General features: G+C 59.0%; 13 protein-coding genes. 10 read left to right on the forward strand and 3 right to left on the reverse strand.

What is annotated here, in order from left to right:
* Positions 1 to 56 precede the first annotated feature (56 nt).
* The 7 genes from ACMG4N_RS13160 to ACMG4N_RS13190 are packed head-to-tail and all read left to right on the forward strand — an operon-like array spanning position 57 to position 7,590.
* Positions 57 to 2,288: a chemotaxis protein CheA gene (locus tag ACMG4N_RS13160; protein WP_414432020.1), complete on the forward strand. Its 2,232-nt coding sequence runs from the start codon at positions 57 to 59 to the stop codon at positions 2,286 to 2,288.
* Positions 2,278 to 2,751: a chemotaxis protein CheW gene (locus tag ACMG4N_RS13165; protein ID WP_414432022.1), complete on the forward strand. Its 474-nt coding sequence runs from the start codon at positions 2,278 to 2,280 to the stop codon at positions 2,749 to 2,751. The genes ACMG4N_RS13160 and ACMG4N_RS13165 overlap by 11 nt, the downstream gene beginning before the upstream one ends.
* Before the next feature lie 22 nt (positions 2,752 to 2,773).
* A complete protein-coding gene (locus tag ACMG4N_RS13170) occupies positions 2,774 to 4,792 on the forward strand; it encodes a methyl-accepting chemotaxis protein (protein WP_414432023.1) in 2,019 nt (672 codons plus the stop codon).
* Between the two features lie 15 nt (positions 4,793 to 4,807).
* A complete protein-coding gene (locus tag ACMG4N_RS13175; protein WP_414432024.1) occupies positions 4,808 to 5,200 on the forward strand; it encodes a response regulator in 393 nt (130 codons plus the stop codon).
* Entirely contained in the window at positions 5,197 to 6,312 is a 1,116-nt protein-coding gene (locus ACMG4N_RS13180; RefSeq protein WP_414432026.1) for a protein-glutamate methylesterase/protein-glutamine glutaminase, read from the forward strand. The genes ACMG4N_RS13175 and ACMG4N_RS13180 overlap by 4 nt, the downstream gene beginning before the upstream one ends.
* The gene (locus ACMG4N_RS13185; protein WP_414432028.1) at positions 6,309 to 7,133 is read left to right on the forward strand and encodes a CheR family methyltransferase; all 825 of its coding nucleotides are present in this window, start codon (positions 6,309 to 6,311) and stop codon (positions 7,131 to 7,133) included. Before ACMG4N_RS13180 ends, ACMG4N_RS13185 begins: the two co-directional genes overlap by 4 nt.
* A 10-nt stretch (positions 7,134 to 7,143) precedes the next feature.
* Positions 7,144 to 7,590, forward strand: a complete 447-nt coding sequence (locus ACMG4N_RS13190; protein WP_414432030.1) for a chemotaxis protein CheX — start codon at positions 7,144 to 7,146, stop codon at positions 7,588 to 7,590.
* 312 nt (positions 7,591 to 7,902) lie between these two features.
* Here the strand turns inward: ACMG4N_RS13190 and ACMG4N_RS13195 are convergent, their stop codons facing one another.
* Entirely contained in the window at positions 7,903 to 8,358 is a 456-nt protein-coding gene (locus ACMG4N_RS13195; RefSeq protein WP_297769010.1) for a PaaI family thioesterase, read from the reverse strand.
* 24 nt (positions 8,359 to 8,382) lie between these two features.
* On the reverse strand, positions 8,383 to 9,183 hold the full coding sequence (locus ACMG4N_RS13200; protein ID WP_297769007.1) for an IclR family transcriptional regulator: 801 nt from the start codon (positions 9,181 to 9,183) through the stop codon (positions 8,383 to 8,385).
* A gap of 286 nt (positions 9,184 to 9,469) precedes the next feature.
* Between ACMG4N_RS13200 and ACMG4N_RS13205 the strand changes: the two genes are divergently transcribed.
* The 3 genes from ACMG4N_RS13205 (at position 9,470) to ACMG4N_RS13215 (ending at position 14,307) form a co-directional block, all read left to right on the forward strand.
* Positions 9,470 to 10,894, forward strand: coding sequence for an aldehyde dehydrogenase family protein (locus tag ACMG4N_RS13205; RefSeq protein ID WP_414432032.1), 1,425 nt, complete (start codon positions 9,470 to 9,472; stop codon positions 10,892 to 10,894).
* 188 nt (positions 10,895 to 11,082) lie between these two features.
* On the forward strand, positions 11,083 to 12,018 hold the full coding sequence (locus tag ACMG4N_RS13210; protein ID WP_414432034.1) for a metal-dependent hydrolase: 936 nt from the start codon (positions 11,083 to 11,085) through the stop codon (positions 12,016 to 12,018).
* A 246-nt stretch (positions 12,019 to 12,264) separates the two neighbouring features.
* Positions 12,265 to 14,307: a TonB-dependent receptor family protein gene (locus ACMG4N_RS13215; RefSeq protein ID WP_414432035.1), complete on the forward strand. Its 2,043-nt coding sequence runs from the start codon at positions 12,265 to 12,267 to the stop codon at positions 14,305 to 14,307.
* A gap of 351 nt (positions 14,308 to 14,658) precedes the next feature.
* Here the strand turns inward: ACMG4N_RS13215 and ACMG4N_RS13220 are convergent, their stop codons facing one another.
* Positions 14,659 to 15,429, reverse strand: coding sequence for an SDR family NAD(P)-dependent oxidoreductase (locus tag ACMG4N_RS13220; RefSeq protein WP_335627546.1), 771 nt, complete (start codon positions 15,427 to 15,429; stop codon positions 14,659 to 14,661).
* Positions 15,430 to 15,514 lie beyond the last annotated feature (85 nt).

Raw genomic sequence — 15,514 nt, forward strand, 5'->3', positions numbered from 1 at the left:
ACAGCAACGTCGATACCAATAACAACGCATGACAGGTTCAAGGGGGAGAAGGCCCAATGCAGGAAAACGACAAGGCACTGCAAAGTTTTCTGATCGAAAGTGACGAAAATCTGGGGCAACTGGAACAGGATATCGTGGCACTGGAGCGCTTACCCCATGACAGTGAGCGTATTGCCAGCGCCTTCCGGGCAATCCATACCATCAAGGGCACCTGCGGTTTTTTCGGCTTCACGCAGCTGGAGACCCTAAGCCATGCTCTGGAAGATATTCTCGGCGCCATGCGCGACGGAGATCAACACATGGATCTTCCGCATGCCACCGCGCTACTGGACGGGGTGGATGAAATCCGTGTTTTCCTCAAGCGTATTCACAATGATGGTAAAGACGGAGACCCGGCACCACAGGCCTTGATCGACCGCTTACATGCACTGATCCCCACCCGCACGGAAAATGAGGCTGCCGCCAGTCCATCTCAAATCACACAGCCCCCCACTGAACCGGCGAAGCCTGAGCATACAAACCCAGCGGTAACCAGCGAACAGAATGTCATGCCGACGAGCGACCATTCCTCGCCGGAAAAAGCGGAGCCGGAAATCACCAGCCAGCAACAGGCAGGAAAGAGCGATACCACCGTACGTGTGGATGTCATGCTGCTGGACAAGCTGATGAATGTGGTAGGCGAGCTGGTACTCACCCGCAACCAGCTTTTGCAGCACACCGCCAACCAGAACGATGCTCAACTGGTTAACCTGTCCCAACGCCTGAATATGGTCACCAGTGAGCTGCAGGAAGGGCTGATGCAAACCCGCATGCAGCCGATCCGCAATGCCTGGTCCACCTACCCTCGTCTGCTTCTGGATCTGGAAAGAAAAACCGGGAAACGGGTTACCCCGATCCTCAAAGGGGGCGATACCGAGCTGGACCGCAGTTTGCTGGAAGCGATCCGTGACCCCCTCATCCACCTGGTTCGCAACGCCGTCGATCATGGCATCGAGACGCCGGAACATCGTCGCGCCAGAGGCAAACCGGAAACCGGCACCCTGACCATGAGCGCCTATCACGAAAGTGGCAACGTCACCGTAGAGGTCAGCGACGATGGCGCCGGGCTGGACAGTGACAAAATTATCCGGCGAGCCATGGAGGTCGGTCTGGTGCGCCCGGAGCAGGCGGAACAGCTCACCGAACAGGAAAAGATCCGCTATATATTCGAACCCGGCTTTTCCACTGCAGACACTGTCAGCGACCTGTCAGGCCGCGGCGTGGGCCTGGATGTGGTGCGAACCAATGTGGAGCGCATCGGCGGGTCCATTGATATCAAGAGCATCCCCGGCCGTGGTACGACACTGAAACTGAAAATCCCGCTCACCCTCGCCATTGTCCCGGCTTTGATCGTGCGTTGCCTCCATCAGCGTTTCGCCATTCCCCAGGTGAACCTGATGGAAGTGGTCTACGTGGAAGCCGACCGTCTCGAAAAGGATATCGAGACAGTCCACGACGCCCTGGTCTATCGGCTTCGCGGCAGACTGCTGCCGCTGGTCGACATGCGCTCGCTGATGCAGATGGGCGACAAGGAAACCCATAAAGATCAGTTCATTCTGGTGCTCACCGCCGACCAGCAGGAATTTGGACTGCTGGTGGACGACGTTCGCGATACGGAAGAAATCGTGGTCAAACCCCTGGGTAGACTCCTCAAGGACAACCCCTGCTTTGCCGGCGCCACCATCATGGGTGATGGTCGAGTAGCGTTGATTCTGGATGTTAAGTCCACTGCCGACTTTGCTGGCGTTACCCGCCACGAGCGCAAACTGCGCCAGCTGGAAAACCCACTAGACGCTGAAGCCAAACCCATTCGCGCCGCCGAGAGCTACCTGCTGGTACGCCCGGATGACAGTACTGGCCGCTCTGCCATTGCCCTGTCGAGAGTGTCACGCCTGGAGGAAATCAGTACCGATCTGATCGAATACTCAGCCGGCCGGGAAGTGATTCAGTATCGCGGTGGCATTCTGCCGCTGATTCGTCTTGGCGACGCCAACCGCAGCACTCCCTCTGACCAAGAGATTATCCGCATTGTGGTGCAACCCACCGACTTCGGTGAAGTGGGCCTGGTGGTCAACGACATCATCGATATCGTCAGTGACGACGAAGCCGCCATACAACAGAGCGCCCAGACCGAAGGCATTCTTGGCGCTGGCATCCTGCAAGGCCATGTGACGGACTTTATCGATTGTGAAGCCCTGTTCAGCCAGCTCCATGGCAAGCACCGAAGTGAGGACAGCAATGGACACTAAACAACTGATCTGCACGTTCTCCGTTGCGGGAAAGCATTACGGCGTGGTGGTCGACAATGTTCAGGAAGTGCTCGCCAACCACCAGATTACTGATATTCCGCTGGCGCCTCCCGGGGTACTCGGGCTGATGAATATCCGCGGACGTATCGTGCCGGCCATCGCCCTGCGCAAGGTGCTGCGGTTGCCCGGCGAAAGCGATGAAGAAGACACCATCAACATCGTCATCAATCACGGCGGCGAACAGGTGGGCCTGATGGTGGACTGCATCGGTGACATTGTCAGCGTGCAGCCAGAAGAGATCGAACCACCACCGGAAACACTCAAGGGGGCACCACGAAAATTCATGCGCGGCGTCTTCCCGGTCCAGGGCACGCTTTATCTGTTACTGGACCTGGACACCCTGCTGGCGGACGAACTGTGCAGCCGCTCAGCCAGTCGCGCGTCACACGCAGTATTGCAATAACAAGACACGGGGATAGACAGCAATGACAGATAATCTGGATCACGCAAACGACAACTCTCTCTATAGCCAGGTAGGTGGCGAAGCCGCTGTCCGCGCCGTGGTAACCGAGTTTTACAACCGGGTGCTGAGTGATCAGGCCCTGGCCCCCTACTTCCGCCACAAACAGCGCAAAGGCCTGGAAGAATCCCAGGTGCAGTTCTTCACTCAGGCCCTGGGCGGGCCGAAGATTTATCAGGGGCCGTCCATGGCCGACGCCCACAAGAACCTGCACATCACCGCCAGAAACTTCGACAGGGTCGCCGTTCACCTGAAAGAGACACTGGAGTCTCTGGGTGTGGAGTCTGGCCACATCGATACCATCATGAATACCGTTGCGCCATTGAAGGGGGACATCGTGAACGAAAACGCCACAGACACAACCAACGGCAGCAGCCAGCCGACCCATAGCGACAGCGCTCTTCGCGATGTGGATACCAGCAAGTCCGTCACCGACAGCCTGGAAGGCGTAAAAAGCACCATGGCCAGCCTGCAAGCCAACGTGTTTGTCGCTGATACCAACCTCAACATCGTTTACATCAACCCCCGTGCCGCAGAAACCCTGTCGACTATTGCACAACCGATTTTCAAAACCTTCGGGGTCAAAATCGAGGACATCCTCAACGGCCATATCCACCGCTTTCACCGCGACCCGAAACGGGTGGAAACCATCCTCCGCGATCCCAAGGCCATGCCTCACTCCGCCGACTTCAACTTCGGTGGCGTGACCCTGCGCACCCGCATCAATGCGGTGATTAGCTCGGAAGAAAAAATCATCGGCTACACCGTTTGCTGGGAAGACGTGACCACGGAGCTGCGCCAGGAGAACGAATTCCGGCGTGTGATGAACATGGTGGACCAGATGCCCACCAATGTTTTCCTCTGTGACCGGGATTTGAAAATCATCTACCTGAACCCGGCCGCCACCGCCACCATGGAAAAGCTGGAATCCTACCTGCCGATCAAGGCCAGCGAACTGCTGGGCGCCAACATTGATGTTTTCCACAAACAGCCAGAGCACCAGCGCCGCATTCTGTCCGATCCCACCAACCTGCCTTATCGTGCACGCATCAATATTGGTGACGAGAAAGCTGACCTGCTGGTAAACGCGATCTACGACGCGGAAGGCAACTACGTGGGCCCCATGCTCACCTGGGAAATCATCACCGAGAAAGTGCTGCTGGAAGAACGTATTCGCGGCACCGTGGAAGTGCTGGCCACCTCCTCCGAGGAAATGATTGCCACCAGTGACCAGATGGGTTCCAACGCCGGCGTTACCAGTAGCCAGGCCAATTCCGCGGTTCGCACCGCCGAAGACATCAACGAAAACGTGCAGGCAGTATCCAGTGGTATCGAGGAAATGGGTGCCAGCATCAAGGAAATCGCCAAGAACGCCACCGACGCCGCCCGCGTGGCCGACGAGGCAGTGAGCATTGCCGAAGGCACCAACACCACCATCAGCAGCCTGGGCACCAGCAGCGCGGAGATCGGCAAGGTGATCAAGGTAATTACCGGCATTGCCCAGCAAACCAACTTGTTGGCACTCAATGCCACCATTGAGGCTGCCCGTGCCGGGGATGCCGGTCGAGGCTTTGCCGTGGTCGCCAATGAAGTGAAGGAACTGGCCAAGGAAACCGGTCGCGCCACCGAAGACATCGGCCAGAAGATCGAGGCCATCCAGGTGGATGTGAAAGGCGCCATCGAAGGCATCGCCCGTATCAGCGAGGTCATTCACCACATCAGCCAGGTTCAGGGTTCCATTGCCTCCGCGGTGGAAGAACAGACCATCACCACTAACGAAATGGGCCGTCGTGTCGCCGACGCCGCCAAGGGCACCAACGAAGTGGCCGGTAATATCGGTGGCGTTGCCGAAGCGGCGAAAAGCACCAATGCCGGCGTGGACAGCATGCGTCAGGCAGCCACGGATCTGGCCAAACTGGCCGCAGACCTGCAGACCCTGGTGGTGGATGCAGAGCGCACCGGACGCGCGGACAACCAGAAATAATGAGGGAGCAAAATCATGACGACTACACAAGCACTGGTCATTGATGACTCCCGGGCCATGCGCCTGATCCTGGGCGACCTGCTTCAGCAGTTGGGTTATGAAACTACCGAAGCCGGTGATGGCCAGCAGGCCATCACCCTGCTGGAGGGGGATGACAGCATCCCCTCCCTGGCCCTGGTGGACTGGAACATGCCGGTCATGAACGGCCTGGAATTTATCCGCGCAGTGCGACAGCAGCATTGCTATAGCAATATGAAATTACTGGTGGTTACCAGTGAAGCGGAAGTGGGCCAGATGGTGGAGGCCCTGACCGCCGGCGCCGATGAATACCTGATGAAACCGTTTTCCTCGGAGGCCCTTGCCTGCAAGCTGGAAATGATGGGGCTGCACAGAGCAGAGAAAGCATGAGCAACATTCGTGTCTTTCTGGTGGATGATACCGCCGCCGTGCGGCATATCCTCACCCAGATTCTGGAAGAAGATCCTGACATCGTTGTGGTGGGCACGGCTTGCGATGGACGCCAGGGCCTCGATCGTCTGCAACGGGTAGAAGCGGATCTGCTGATCCTGGATGTGGAAATGCCCGGTATGGGCGGGCTGGAAATGCTCAAGGAACTGAAGGTAAGCCGCCCTGAACTTCCAGTGCTGGTATTCAGCTCCATTACCGAGCGCGGCGCCATGGTAACCATTGAGGCCCTGTCCCTGGGTGCCAGCGACTATGTGCCCAAACCCGCCATGGTAGGCACTGCCGCCGAAGCGCGGGACTACATAAAGAACAGCCTGCTGGGAAAAATCAAAACCCTGTTGCGACGGGACAGCAAGCCGTCAGTGACTCCGACCCCTCAGCCCCGGCCGGTAGCCTCACAGCTCCAGCATCATCGCATTCCATCGCGGGTAGATCTGGTAGTGATTGGTGCCTCCATGGGCGGGCCACGCGCCCTGGGCCAACTGATCCCGGCCCTGCCCGGTGATTTCCCCGTTCCCATTCTGGTGGTGCAGCACATGCCGGCGGTGTTTACCCGCGCCCTGGCCACACGCCTGAACCAGAACGCATCGTTAAGCGTGGCTGAATGCGACAGTAGCCAGCGTGCCGAACCGGGCCAGGTCTGGCTGGCCGCCGGTGACTATCACATGACCGTGGATAAGGTTGGCGACAACACCCTGGTCGCTCCCCAGCGCAGCGAGCCGGTGAATTTCTGCCGACCCGCCGTGGATATTCTGTTTGCCAGCGCCGCCAAAGCCTATGGTCCCAATGTGCTGGCTGTGGTGTTGACGGGGATGGGCCAGGATGGCCTGGAAGGCTGTCGCCAACTGGCCAAGGCCGGCGCACAGATCCTGGTGCAGGACCAACCCACCAGCGCGGTATGGGGAATGCCCGGGGTGGTATCACGGGCCGGCCTTGCCTGCGCGGAGCTCCCGTTGCAGGACATGGCGGCGGAGATTATGCGACGGGTTAACCGTGGCCGGCCCACATTTCGTGCACGACAGCGAGCCGCCATGGATCCCGAGGTACATGGATGAGCTGTATCAACGAGAGCAGCTACTTAACCCTGTGCAATCTCCTCTGTGACCAGATCGCATTCAGTTTGCCGCCGGATAAAGTCTACCTGGCTGAGGCCCGGTTGCAGAACCTGGCCCGGCAACACACCCATGGCGACATCAATGCGCTGATCGAAAAAGCCTCCTCTGTCGCTGACGATGCCTTGCGGACAGAGCTGGTGGAAGCCATGGCAATCAACGAAACCTATTTTTTCCGCGACCCGATTCTCAGCCAGAGCTTTCTGGACACCATGATCCCTGCCCTGCTGGAAAAACGGCGGCGCGACAAGACCTTGCGTATCTGGAGCGCCGCCTGCAGCACCGGTCAGGAAGCCTATAGCGTGGCCATGCTGCTGGACCAACACTTCCCGCAATTGAAAGACTGGCAGGTCACCCTGATCGCCAGCGATTTCTCCCAGTCCGCACTGAACAAGGCACAACAGGGCTGTTACGGCCTCAACGAAATGAACCGGGGACTGCCCGCCCGCAACATGGCGCTCTATTTCGAGCAGCAGGGCCTGGATTGGCAGGTCAAACCGGCAATCCGCGAGCGAATCAGCTTTCAGAAAATCAATCTGGTGCGGGAATGGCCGGAGGACCTGCCCGTGTTCGACATCGTCTTACTGCGCAATGTGCTGCTGTACTTTTCCATGGAGGACCGCCAGCGGGTACTGGGCCGAGTGCGCAAACATACCGCCAATGACGGTTACCTGCTGCTTGGCTCCACCGAAAGCCTGGAAAAAACCGCCGGCTTTGGCCCTGCGATTCCCGGAAGTCACCGCCCTTTTTACCAACCCGCGTGAAGGTGCTCACATGGATATGTCATCACAACCCGCCATGCTGTCACAGAAAATTTCCCGTATCGGCGCCAATGTGCTCAGCGATTTTCTCAAAATTCCGGTGCGCGCCCAGAGCGGCCCGCCACCGATGATTCACAATGGCGCAGAGATTTCGATTTCGGGAAAGTGGAAAGGTAGCGTTACCGTCAGCACCTGCGAAAACTTGGGCCAACGAATCGCCGGCCAGATGTTCAGGAAAGAAGATGACGCGGTGACCGGTGAAGATGTGGTCGACGCACTCACCGAACTGACCAACATCATTGCCGGCAACATCAAGGCCATCCTGCCCGGCCCCAGCCAGCTATCGCTACCTGTGCCACTGGCAGTACTGCCCAGCGAACATCGCAACAATGTGGATGTACAGTTATTCGATGATCGTCAGGGGATGCTGCGAATCAGCCTGCAGCCGGCGGAGCATTAAGGCCTTTCATGTAGGAGCTATGCTTGCATGGCGAACCGCGCTTGCGCGGGAATCGTCCGTAGGGCGATCAGGACTATCAGTGCCCGGCAGCTTCCAGAAAACACTGCGGACAGACTTTGATCTTTGCCGCCTCGCTACGCTCGGTTCGCATGTCGTAGATCCCTTGGGGGGCAAGCATAGGTATTCGCTTCGCTCACCCTTCGGGCCGCACAGAACTACGTGCGTTACTCCGCTACGCTCCGTTCCTACAGCGGCTTCGTAGAAATCCAGAGAACCGCTCAGTCGTTCCTTATACAACAAGTGTAGCTCGCCTCAGACCGGCTCGCCATCCGGCCCCGCACTACTCGACCGCAACCGGAACGTGCCCTCGCCGATGGCCAGTAACTGCCCCTGCTGATCGAACACTTCCATGGTGCTGTTATAGATTCTGGAACCCCCGGCTCGACGTGTGCCGATGGCACGGATCAAGCCTTCACCAGCCTGCCCGGTAAAGGTGGTAGTCATGGACAGGGTAACCGCCTTGCGGACGCGCTCGGGATAGGGGCAATAGGTGCCGGCGCAGGCACCGGCCACATCCATCAGCGTCGCCAGTACACCGCCATGAATGACGCCGCCCAGGTTCAGATGTTCCTGACGTACCTGAAGCCCCAGTACCGCCCGGTCTTCTTGCCATTCCAGAAAATGCAGCCCGACCAGGGCGGGGAAACCATTATTGAAACGCGCATTGGCGTCTTCCATGGAAAACGCGGACGGCGGTACTGCTGACATGTATTGTCCTCGGCAGAAGCGGGATCAGGCCCGCCCTTGCACCATCTGTTCTACCTGAGCCACCACATCCTTGAGTCTGGGCCCCAGGTTTTCAATCAGGGTACGGCGGCTGAGACGCAGTGACGAACCGCCGCAGTTGAACGGCACCACCTGGGCACCGCCATCCAGAATCAGCGGCACGGCAACGCCGCTCACATCCCGGTTCCACTCGCCGTCAGAAATGCAGAAACCGTACTCCTGATACTCCTCATAGGCGGACTGCAGGCTGCGCTCCAGTTCCGGCCAGGCCGCCGGGTCCTGGCGGCGGATCTGTTCGAGATATTGCTCGCGCTCGGATTCCGGAGTCGCCGCCAGAAAAGCACGCCCCAGCGCCGAGGTGGCCATGGGCACGCGGGAGCCGATGTTCAGGCGCAGCACCAGCGGGCCATTGCCCTGACATACCTGAATGTAGGTTACCTGGGCGCCATCCGGGGCGCCGATGGCCACCATGCAATCGGTGGCATCGGCCAGCTCCTGCATAAAGGGACGGGCCAGTTCACGCACCCCTTCGCTGGCCAGATAACGGTAGCCCAGATCCAGCACCCCGGGGCCAAGACGGTATTTCTCCAGTTGCGGCACATAGCGCAGGTAACCGAGCTGGGTCAGGGTGGCTGTCATGCGCGATACCGTCGGACGCGGGATATTGGTGCGCTTGGCCAGCTCCGCGTTGCCAAGGTATTCATCGGACGGACCGAAACAGCGGAGAATATCCAGCCCCCGCGCCAGGGCGGTGACGAAATTCCGGTCTTTGTCGTTGGTGCCCACGTCGGCAACAGCTCTGCGCATTGTTGTATTTCCTTTCAGGCTTCGGGATCGGGAACCGTTCCCCGGCACAGCGGGCATAGATTCCACTTATAGTTATGTATTCACCGCGCAAATATAGCAAAAAGCGGTTTCACCTGCATAAGCCAGTCATGGTCATGACCCAAGGCCTCGCGCACAATGGAATCCACATTGCAGGCAACTTAACCATGTCATGCCACGGACCGAGCGGTCAATATTTTAAAACTTCGTTTCATTATTGTATTGTGGGCATTCTGACTCAATAAGCAACCGACAAAAGGACATCCCCATGGGCTCGCTGCAACAGTTCTATATCAATGGTGAATGGGTCAACCCGGCTGATGGCGCCAGCAGTCATACCGTGATCAACCCGGCCACGGAAAGTCCCTTGGGTGAGCTGGCCATGGGCGGCGCAGCGGATATCGATGCCGCCATTAGTGCCGCCGCGGCGGCCTTTCCGGCGTTCAGCGCCGAGCCACTGGAAACCCGGCTGGGCTACCTGGAAAAGATTGCCGAGGGTTACCAGGCGCGACTGGAAGAGATCGCCCAGGCCATCAGCCAGGAAATGGGCGCGCCCATCAGTCTGGCGCGCAAGGTGCAGGCCCCCATGGGCCTCGGCCATCTGAAAACTACCCTGGCCGTGGCTCGGGATTACCCCTTTGAAGAACAGCTCGGCCAGGCGCAGATTCGGCGGGCCGCTGCCGGGGTCTGTGCTCTGATCACACCCTGGAACTGGCCCATGAACCAAGTCATGTGCAAGGTGGCACCAGCCATCGCCGCCGGCTGCACCATGGTGCTCAAGCCCAGTGAGTTTGCCCCGCTGTCGGCACAGATTTTGGCCGAGATCATTGACGGAGCGGGCCTGCCGGCCGGGGTGTTCAATATGGTCCATGGTGATGGCGCCCAGGTTGGTCCGCTGCTGTCCAGTGACCCGCGTATTGATGTGGTGTCACTCACCGGCTCCACCCGGGCCGGCGAGTCCGTCAGCCGCGAGGCCGCCGCCACCATCAAGCGGGTCTCCCTGGAGCTGGGCGGCAAATCCGCCAACATCCTGCTGCCCGGTTGTGACCTGCAAAAGGCCGTTACCCACGGGGTGCGGGCAATGATGAACAACACCGGCCAGAGCTGTAACGCGCCCTCGCGGATGCTGGTGCACGCCGAGCAGCTGGCGGAGGCAGAGGCTATTGCCGCCGAAGCCTGCAGCACGATTGTGGCGGGCGACCCGCAGGACGAAGGCACCGTAATCGGCCCCATTGCCAATGGCCGCCAGTACCAGCGGGTGCAATCCATGATCGAAAAAGGCGTGGAAGAAGGGGCTAAACTGGTTGCCGGCGGCACCGGCAAGCCGGAGGGACTGGAAGCCGGCTATTTCGCCCGCCCCACTGTCTTCAGCCAAGTCAGCAACACCATGACCATTGGCCGCGAGGAAATCTTCGGCCCGGTATTGGTGATGATCCCCTATCAGGATGTGGACGAGGCAGTGACCATCGCCAACGACTCGGACTATGGCCTCTCTGGTTATGTGTTCGGGGAGGACAGCGCAGCCCGCGCGGTGGCAGCCCGATTACGTACCGGAATGGTGCATATCAACGGAGCAGGCCCGGATCTGCAGGGTGCCTTTGGCGGCTATAAGCAATCCGGTAACGGTCGCGAATGGGGCCGCTTCGGACTGGAAGAGTTCCTGGAGACCCAATCCCTGTTCCTGCCGGGCTGATCCCGGCCCAAAGCTTCACCCGTCATTTACGGACACAAAGTGGCCTGTTTTGTGTACTGGCACTAGCGCCCCGTCCGGGGCGCGAAAGTGCCATTTACCTGTCCTGCTGTAACCCTGAGTATCGTGACATTCTTTAATGTCACAGTTTGACATCCACCGGTCATAACCGGTCGGGACCAGGAGGACGCATGACAACAACAGCATCGAGCAACATCAAGGCCGGTCAGCAGAGCGCACAGAAGGTGCCGCTGGGCGCCACCGTGAACATCCCCCCTCGTCGTCTGGACTTCCAGTTCGACGACAAGACCACGGCGCGCTATTTCTACGATAACGACCCCTTCCTGAGCGCTTTCTGGTTGAGCCTGTCTGCCCTGTTCCCGGAAGGCGAAGCCTTCTTCGTGGACTCCGTGCGCCACTACCGCAAAGAGGTTACCGACGCCAAACTGAAAGCTCAGGTAGCGGGCTTTATTGGCCAGGAAGCCATGCACAGTAAAGAGCATGAAGCCTGGAACGAGATGGGCGTGAAATTCGGCTACCCCACCGACAAGCTGGACAAGTCGCTGGGCAAGCTGCTTGGCCTGGTGCAGAAACGCACCCCCAAGATTTTCCAGCTGGCGGCCACCGTGTGCCTGGAGCACTACACTGCCATCATCGCCGAGCAGCTGCTGCGTGAGCCGGAGCACCAGGCCCGCATTCTCGACGATGCCACCGCAAAACTGTGGTTGTGGCACGCGCTGGAAGAGAACGAACACAAGACCGTTGCCTATGACGTTTACGAAAAAGTCAGTGGCAGCTATGCCATCCGTGCCGGTGCCATGATTCCTACCACGGTGCTTTTCTTCGCCGTATTGGGCGTATTTCAGGCTCGCATGCTGGCCTCCGATGGCCGCCTGCTGAACGTGAAAAACAACTGGAACGGCATCAAGTTCCTGTTCGGTCGCAAGGGCCTGTTCACCAAGCTGGCGCCCCAGTACCTGGATTTCTTCAAGCGCGACTTCCACCCCTCCCAGCACGACACCGACGCGTTGCTGGACGAGTGGCGGGAAAAGCTGTTCGGCGCCGAAGGCCTGCTCACCGAGCAACATGCCCAGGCCAGCCAACGCAAGGGCAAGAAAGCCCACTGATACATTCTGTTTCTCTCCTCTTCAGGGCCGCTTTATGCGGCCTTTTTTATTGGCAGACCCAGCACGCACCACGCTTCATGCTCCACGCAATATGCAGGGTGCACTGAGCCTCAGGCGAACCGCACCATTCGGGCGCCTGATCGGTGCAGTTCGCCTGAGGCTCAATCTGCCCACCGATTTCTGCGTTTATTCACTTGCTTCCACGACGACGTCCTGTAGAACAGTAGCAACCATGGGATGTCATTCATGAAGTGTCTGCATTTAACCGTTTTTCCTCTGCTGGTTCCGCTGTCACTGTTTGCCGAACCGGCAACCCTGGAACCGGTGACCGTTACCAGTACCCGTATGGAAAGGCCTCTGGCCGACACACCAGCCGCTGTTACGGTGGTAGACGCAGGGAGCAAACTGGGCCAGCCCCGTCTGCAACTGGATGAAAGCCTCAACCGTGTCCCGGGGCTTTATCTGCAGAACCGTTACAACTTCGCCCAGGGCTTGCGCCTGTCATCACGGGGTTTTGGTTCCCGTGCCCCCTTCGGGGTCAGGGGGCTGCGCCTGAATGTGGACGGTTTCCCGGAAACCCTGCCGGACGGCCAGTCGCAACTGGACAGCATCGACCTGTTTGCAGTGGAACAACTCACGGTACTGCGAGGCCCAAGCTCGCTGTTCTACGGCAACGCCACCGGTGGCGTGGTGGACATCACCACGCAATCCGGAAAAACCCGCAATGATAGTGCCAGCGTATCGCTGGTCGGCGGCAGCCACGGGCTGAAACAAGCCAATGTGCAGACCACAGGCCGTCATGATCAGGGCCATCACGCTCTCAGCCTGACAGCTCTGGATTACCCGGGTTTTCGCGAACAGAGCGAGGTTCGTAAATATCAGTTCACCGGCCAGGCCGGCTGGGATCTTGCGGACACCCGCACGGTCACAGTCTTTCTCACCGCCATGGATACCCCCGTTGCCCAGGACCCGGGGGGCTTGACCCGCCAACAGGCCCACCAGGATCGGCGGCAAGCCAGCCGCTTTGCCTCCCGGCTGAATGCCGGTCAGCAGGTCGACCAGCAACGTCTGGGGCTGCATTATCGTGATGACGCCTTCGCCAACGGGCTGCTCAATGCCCGCGCCTTTATCAGCCAACGGGATTTTCGCCAGCAACTGCCCTTCCCCGGCAGCAGCCTGATTGATTACCAGCGGCTGTTTTACGGCGCTCGGCTGGATTACACCCTGCCCTTTACCGTATTGATACCGCACCGTCTGTTACTGGGCGTCGATATGGATCGTCAGGAAGACGACCGCGGTCGCCAGGCGGTCAGCCCCACTGGCAACATCACTGCCGTCACCGCCGACGAAGACCAACAGGCCAGCGCCGACGGTATTTTTCTGCAACTGGACAGTCACTTGTCAGATAGCGTTATGCTCACAATCGGTGGCCGGGCAGATCGGCTGCGCATGACCATCGACGATGCATTGCTGACTGATGGCAACGACAGTGGTCGCCGGGAGTTTGCAGAAAACAGCTACAGCGCGGGGCTAAGCTGGCAAGTCAGCCCCGCGCACACACTCTACACAACGGTCAGTTCTGCCTTCGAAAGCCCCACCTTTACCGAACTGGCTAACCCTTCCGGAGCGGGGGGGTTCAATCCGGACCTGGAACCGCAAACCGCACTGAACCGGGAGGTGGGCGCCCGTGGTGCACTGGGCGATCGGCTCTTTTACGAAGCAGCCCTGTTCCGGGTGGATGTGGATGATGAAATCACTCCCTACGAAATCGGCGGTCGCACCTTTTACCAAAACGCCGGCCAGACACGCCGCGATGGCCTGGAGCTGGGCCTGGAACACGCCACCACAGACCAGCTTACCCTGGCCCTGTCGTGGACCTGGTCCGACTTTCGTTTCCAGGAGTTTTTCGACACGCAGCAGAATGTGGATGTCAGCGGCGAACGGCTACCCGGTATCCCGCAGCACCAACTGTTTGCGGAGATTGACTGGCAGGCCGATAACGGTCTGTTTGCGTCAGTGGAATCGCTACTCGGCAGCCACCGCTATGCGGAAAATACCAATCGCACAAGGGTCGGCAGCGAGTGGCTGGTGAACGTACGGGGCGGCAAGGCATGGACACTGAATCGACAAACGCTGACCCTGTTTGCCAGCATCGACAATCTGCTGGATCGCGACTATTACAGTAACCTGCGCATCAATGCGAACAGCGACCGGCCGGTGGAAAATCGCGGCTACTTCGAGCCCGGCCCGGGTACCGGTTACTACGCCGGTTTTACCCTGGACTGGTAGCAGCCCCCTACGCGGCTTCGTGGTAGGCGGTGTGTTCGCGCCTCAAGCGGCGCTCCTACAAAACCCAGGCAGCGTGGACCGAAGCGACCTGCTCTTGGTTAAGGTGTCAGGCGGCTTGCGGGGCTGGATGCCTGATGGCAGAGCCTTAAAGCTTAACCCCTGACCGTCGCCACAGATTGCGTAGGGTGCACTGAGCCTAAGGCGAACTGCACCATCAAACGCCGGATCGGTGCAGTTCGCCTTAGGCTCAGTGCACCCTACGTGCTACGTCATGGAAAACCATGGGTGTTTGCGAACATAAAAAAGCCCCGGCCGCGAAAACGGCACCGGGGCTTTTCTTGCCAACCACAATCAGAACGCAGACACGCCACCATCCACGGCAATGGCCTGACCATTCATGTAACTATTGGCCGGAGACAACATCATCAACATAACAGTGACGATTTCTTCCGGCTGACCTAGCCGCTTCATGGGGCAACCGGACGCCAGCATGGCATGCATCGCCGCCTTGTCTTCAGACAGGTTGCCCTCGTCCACCATGGGCGTATGGGTGTAGAACGGGCAGATCGCATTGACACGGATATTGCGCTTTGCCACTTCCACCGCAGCGGTTTTGGTCAACCCGATCACCGCATGCTTGGCGGCGGAGTAAGCACCAATTTTCGGCGCCCCACCCAGCCCGGCCATGGAGCTCACGTTGACGATGCTACCGCCGTTTTCCTTCATGGCAGCAATCTGGTGCTTCATGCCGAACATCACCCCTTTCACATTCACGTTCACCTGCTGGTCCAGCACTTCCTCGGTGAGTTGATCGAAAGGAATAAAACCGTGGGCGATGCCGGCATTGTTCACCGCCATATCCAGGTGGCCAAACTGCGCCAGCGCGGTTTCCACCATGGCCTTGCAGTCCGCTTCACTGGACACATCACAACGCAACGCCGCCACTTTAACGCCCTGATCGGCCAGCGCTTCGGCTTGCGTGTTCAGGGCATCCATATTGATATCCCCCAACACCAGCGCCGCACCGCGTTTGCCCAGCTCTTCGGCCAGCAACTTGCCAAAACCACTGGCCGCACCGGTAATCAGCGCTGTCTTGCCGGTAAAATCCAGAATTGGATCCATTGTGTTCTCCTTCGTCGAACAGCTACAAGCCTCAAGCTTCAAGCCACAACACGGGCATGGCCGTGCTAACCAAATTACGCATTGC

The sequence above is a fragment of the Alcanivorax sp. IL2 genome, assembly GCF_047495475.1.
Lineage (GTDB): Bacteria > Pseudomonadota > Gammaproteobacteria > Pseudomonadales > Alcanivoracaceae > Alcanivorax.